The organism is Stenotrophomonas sp. (assembly GCF_050737075.1).
Taxonomy (GTDB): domain Bacteria; phylum Pseudomonadota; class Gammaproteobacteria; order Xanthomonadales; family Xanthomonadaceae; genus Stenotrophomonas.
The window spans coordinates 1-4,761 of sequence record NZ_JBOHXV010000161.1 but is presented as its reverse complement, the minus strand read 5'-3'; the positions used below and the strand labels follow the sequence as shown (position 1 = coordinate 4,761).

At 64.4% G+C, this 4,761-nt stretch carries 5 protein-coding genes; all 5 read right to left on the bottom strand.

Annotated features, from left to right (window positions below; translation table 11 throughout):
• Positions 1–52: 52 nt before the first annotated feature.
• On the bottom strand, positions 53–1,843 hold the full coding sequence (locus ACREPD_RS21695; protein ID WP_431601212.1) for an acyl-CoA dehydrogenase C-terminal domain-containing protein: 1,791 nt from the start codon (positions 1,841–1,843) through the stop codon (positions 53–55).
• A 56-nt stretch (positions 1,844–1,899) separates the two neighbouring features.
• Positions 1,900–2,385, bottom strand: a complete 486-nt coding sequence (locus tag ACREPD_RS21690) for an LEA type 2 family protein (protein WP_421570624.1) — start codon at positions 2,383–2,385, stop codon at positions 1,900–1,902.
• Positions 2,386–2,598: 213 nt separating this feature from the next.
• Positions 2,599–3,138 (bottom strand): lipocalin family protein, encoded by a 540-nt coding sequence (locus tag ACREPD_RS21685; protein WP_431601211.1) that lies wholly within the window; start codon positions 3,136–3,138, stop codon positions 2,599–2,601.
• A 222-nt stretch (positions 3,139–3,360) separates the two neighbouring features.
• On the bottom strand, positions 3,361–3,774 hold the full coding sequence (locus ACREPD_RS21680; protein ID WP_431601210.1) for a hypothetical protein: 414 nt from the start codon (positions 3,772–3,774) through the stop codon (positions 3,361–3,363).
• 165 nt (positions 3,775–3,939) lie between these two features.
• Positions 3,940–4,389 (bottom strand): hypothetical protein, encoded by a 450-nt coding sequence (locus ACREPD_RS21675; RefSeq protein ID WP_431601209.1) that lies wholly within the window; start codon positions 4,387–4,389, stop codon positions 3,940–3,942.
• Positions 4,390–4,761: the final 372 nt, after the last annotated feature.

Here is a 4,761-nt window from a genome sequence, read left to right as displayed (position 1 = left end):
GCCAATCCGTCCGCACCGGGTAGAGAGGGGTGCCGATGGCACCCCCACACCGTTACTCGCCGAAGCGGGCGTCTTCCATGGCCATCAGCGAATCGGCGCCGGCCTGGATGGCGGCGGCGTGGCTGAGGGTGCGCGGCAGCATGCGCGCGAAGTAGAAGCGCGCGGTCTCGCGCTTGGCCTGCTTGAAGGCCTCGCTCTGCGCCGATGCGTCGGCAGCGGCGACGCTGCGGGCCCACCAGTACGCCAGCACCACGTAGCCCGAATAGAACAGGTAGTCGAAGCTGGCCGCACCCAGTTCGTCGGGGTTGGTGGCCGCGCGCTGCAGGGTGGCCATCGTCAGCTTGCCCCATTCGTCGGCCTTGGCGCGCAGCGGAGCGATGAACTCGGCCAGCGCTTCGTTGCCTTCATTGGCCTTGGCGAAGGCCTCGATCTCGGCGAGCATCAGTTTCAGCCCGGCGCCCTGGCTGGCGGCGGTCTTGCGGCCGATCAGGTCCAGCGCCTGGATGCCGGTGGTGCCTTCATACAGCGTGGTAATGCGCGCATCGCGGGCCAGCTGCTCCATGCCGTGCTCATGGATGTAGCCGTGGCCACCGAAGCACTGCAGGGCGTTGTAGGTGTTCTCGATACCCCATTCGGTCTGGCAGGCCTTGGAGATCGGGGTGAGGAAGCTCACCAGCGTCTCGGCGCGCTCGCGCTCGGCGGCGTCCTCGGCGTGGTGGGCCACGTCGATTAGCGTGGCCGCGTGCAACGCGAGCAGGCGGCTGCCTTCGACCAGCGACTTGATGGACAGCAGCATGCGGCGCACGTCCGGGTGCACCAGGATCGGGTCGGCCGGCTTTTCCGGGTTCTTCGGGCCGCTCAACGAACGCGACTGCAGGCGCTCGCGCGCGTACTTCAGGGCGTTCTGGTAGGCGCGCTCGGACAGGCCGATGCCCTGCAGGCCCACACCCAGGCGCGCGGTGTTCATCATGGTAAACATGGCCTGCAGGCCCTTGTGCGGCTGGCCGACCAGATAGCCTTCGGCGCCGTCGAAGTTCATCACGCAGGTGACCGAGCCCTTGATGCCCATCTTGTGTTCGATGGAACCGCAGCGCAGCGCGTTGCGCTCGCCCACCTTGCCCTCGCGGTCCACCTTGAACTTCGGGGTGACGAACAGCGAGATGCCCTTGGCACCGGCCGGGGCGTCGGGCAGCTTGGCCAGCACCAGGTGCACGATGTTGTCGGTGAGGTCGTGCTCGCCGGCGGTGATGAAAATCTTGGTGCCGGTGATGGAATAGCTGCCGTCGGCATTCGGCTCGGCCTTGGTCTTGAGCAGGCCCAGGTCGGTGCCGCAATGCGGTTCGGTCAGGCACATGGTGCCGGTCCAGCGGCCTTCAATCAGTGGCTTGAGGAAGGCGTCCTGCTGCCAGGCTTCGCCGTGCTGCTTGAGCGCTTCGATCGCACCGTGCGAGAGCAGCGGGAAGTTGCCCCACGCCAGGTTGGCGGCGTTGATCATTTCATTGAGCGGCACGCCCAGCGTATGCGGCAGGCCCTGGCCGCCCAGCTCCGGCGCGGCGGTGAGGCCGGTCCAGCCACCGTCGACGAACTGCGCGTACGCCTGCTTGAAGCCGGGCGGGGTGGTGACTTCGCCGCTGGCCTGGTCGAGCACGCAACCGATCTCGTCGCCCACGCTGTTGAGCGGCGCCAGCACGCTGGTGCTGAAGCGGCCGGCTTCTTCCAGCACGGCATCGACCACGTCGGTGGTCGCGTCGGCAAAGCCGAGGCGGGCGAACAGGGGCTCCACCTTCAGCACGTCGTGCAGGGCGAAACGGATATCGGAAAGCGGGGCGGTGTAGCTGCTCATCGTCAGGTCTCGATCAGATGCAGGGAATCAGGCAAGGGGAACGCGGTGTACGTGTATCAGCGCAGCACGCCGGGCAGGCCGGGGGCCTGGTTGAGGGTGCTGCGGTTGTCGATGTCGAAGCTGCGCTGCTTCTTTTCGTTCGGGGTGGCGCTCACCGTGCCCTTGAGCGAATAGGCCAGGGTGCGGTTGCCGGCCAAGGCGTCGGCCACGACGATGCGCGCGGCCGAGGAGGGCTGCAGCTCAACGGTGATGACATCGGCCGAGACGCCGCCGATGGAGATCGCCGGGCGTGCGCTCACCTTGCCCGCGTCCTGGTCGCCGACCTGCATCTGCAGGTCCACGTTGTCGAAGGTCATGGGCATGGAGCTGAAGTTCTGCAGGCGCAGGGCCAGGGTCCAGTTGCCGTTGGCGCCCACGGTCAGCTGCTGCACGCTGGCGGCCGGCGGGGAGACGCGCTTGACGTTGGTGTTGCAGGCGGTCAGCGCAACGGCGGTGCCGGCCAGCAGGGCCACGGTAAGGACGGTACGAAGGCGGTGGAACATGGGCGCAAATCCTCGTGCAGGTGCTGCGTGAGTGGAAGCATACTACGGCGTATGGTGGTTGTGCGGGTGCGTCGAGACCGGTACGCATCGTAAGACAATGCGAAGCCCATTCAGGTTGCAGGGCGGTAGAGCCACGCCATGCGTGGCTGCTCCGTGTCCAGGCGCAACAATCGGCCGCCAGCCACGCATGGCGTAGCTCTACCCCGCGCCGGCTCAATCCAGCGGCGCCATCACCCTCAACGGGCCCAGGTCATACCCCATCGCCTCGGCCTTGGCCTTCAGGCTGGCGAACAGCGCCTTGTCCATGCTCGGCGAGCGCGACAGGATCCACAGGTACTTGTGGCCAGGGTCGCCCACCACCGCCCATTGATAGTCCGGGTCCAGCGCGATCACCCAGTAATCGGCCCACACCAGCGGCAGCCAGGCCAGCCAGTCCGGCACGAAGCGCACCTGCAACTGGCCGGGCTCGCCTTGCACCGGCCGGGCCACGCCATCGGCGGCGATGCGTTCGCCATCGCCGGTGCGGCAGGCGTTGTGCACGCTGATTCTGCCGTCGGCGCGCAGCGCATAGGTCGCCGTGATGTCGCCCACGCACTTCTTCTGGAACGACACCGGCAGGTGCGCGATTTCATGCCACTGGCCAGCGTAGCGGCCCATGTCCAGCGCCGGCACCGATTGCACGGGCTCGGCCGCATGGGCGGTGAGTGTCGTCAGCAGCAGGCCAGCGGCAAGCAGGGCAGGGCGAAGGCGCATGGAGGTCTCCCGGCAGGAGGCCAGAGCTTAGGGGGCAGGGCGCACGCGGGTGTAAAGGTTTTGTCAGCTCACGCGCGGCCCAAGGGCGCGAGCAAGGCATGGGGGGGCCTGAGTGCTGCTGGAGCGAGATCGGTGGTAGATCCGCTCTTCGGATATCGATAGCTGGACGGCGCCCTCTTTGCTGAAGCCATCGACTGTAGTTGGCAGGTTGATCTCCGCGCTTCATTCCCCATCGCGCTGGGATAGGTCATAGGCGCCGTACGGGCCGTTGGCGGAATGAAATATGCCGTTGCCATCCTTTTGGAGAAATAGAAGGTACTTCTTGCCTATCTCGCACGCGCGCGGGCTGAACTCCGCAATGGACTCTCTGCAGCGGAAGAGTATTTCTTTGGGAGCAACGCCTTTAAGTACGTCATGTACCACGATCTTGGCGGTTACCGACGTGACCGAACATTCGCCCACTTCCACAGCTCCGCAGGCCAATGTCTGGCTAACGACGCCCGTTATCACCAGGTCCGAATCGGCGACCTTCGCTTCCAAGCTCTTCTTCTCAACTGCATTGGCTGAACACTCGGCAGTTGCGGTGAGTAGGAGCGCAAATGCCAGTGCGCTCCATCGGCGGCGTAAAGAATGCATGAGGCGTCTACTCGAGGGTTATGGATCGGAGCGGTATCTGACAAGCCGGTGCATCAACGTCGCTTGCCCGCATGTTCAGTAGTTGGCCCACAATTTCGTCAAGTACTCTTTCTTGAAGATGAGAACGGTAGTAAGCAGCGCTCGGTTCAGACGCTGCTACCCAGCTCAGGGTGCGAACCGCAGTTGGCGCGGATCGCTCACCTTGATCTGAGTCTGGAAGTAGTACTTGCCCGTTGGCTTTCCGTCAGTGGTGAAGTCGATGGTCGTCCGGCGGGCGGTGCCCTGCACCAGCAGCCGGCGGTTGACCAGCCGCTCCAGTGGCATGCCCAGCTGCGCCTGTAGCGCCTCGCGTTGCGATGCATCCAACGACACGTTCAATGCAACTTGGTGGCGGTAGTCGTGCTCACTGTTGAGGTAAAGGCGATGCTCGGTGACGTCGACGTTTTTGACGGTAAACACGAAGGTGCCACTGATGCCGCGCTGCGGATCATCATTGGCCGCATGGACGGCTTCGGCGGGCGTGATCCAGCCCGGTGCCATCGGTGCAGTCATCGGGGTCTGGTGCGTGCAACCGGCGGTGAGCAGCAGGAACGGGAGCAGCAGGGCAACGCGCATGGGACATCCTTGTTCGATGACGGTGTCTGGATTGTGCCAACTCCTCTGCGCCATTGACTAGTAGTTGGCCAGCAGCTGCTCCAAGTACTTTCTTCTGAGGCTGTCTAGATGCTCGCTGCCGGGCCGCTTGGCTAGGTTGGACTCCAATTCGAGCTTCGTGAAGAAATAGTCAAGGATGGAAATCCATTCCGAGCTCTCATCGGCCGGACTCTGGAGAGCCGGACGTCTATAGCGAAAGACGATGGGTATCGTTACGCTCAATCCGCATCGCGGGGGTGAATCGCCCAGGGTTTTGTAGACAGTCGTCAGCCGTTTAGTGCGTACTGCTTCTCGAACTCTACCGGGGACAGCCCGTCGTTGGAACTGTGCCGC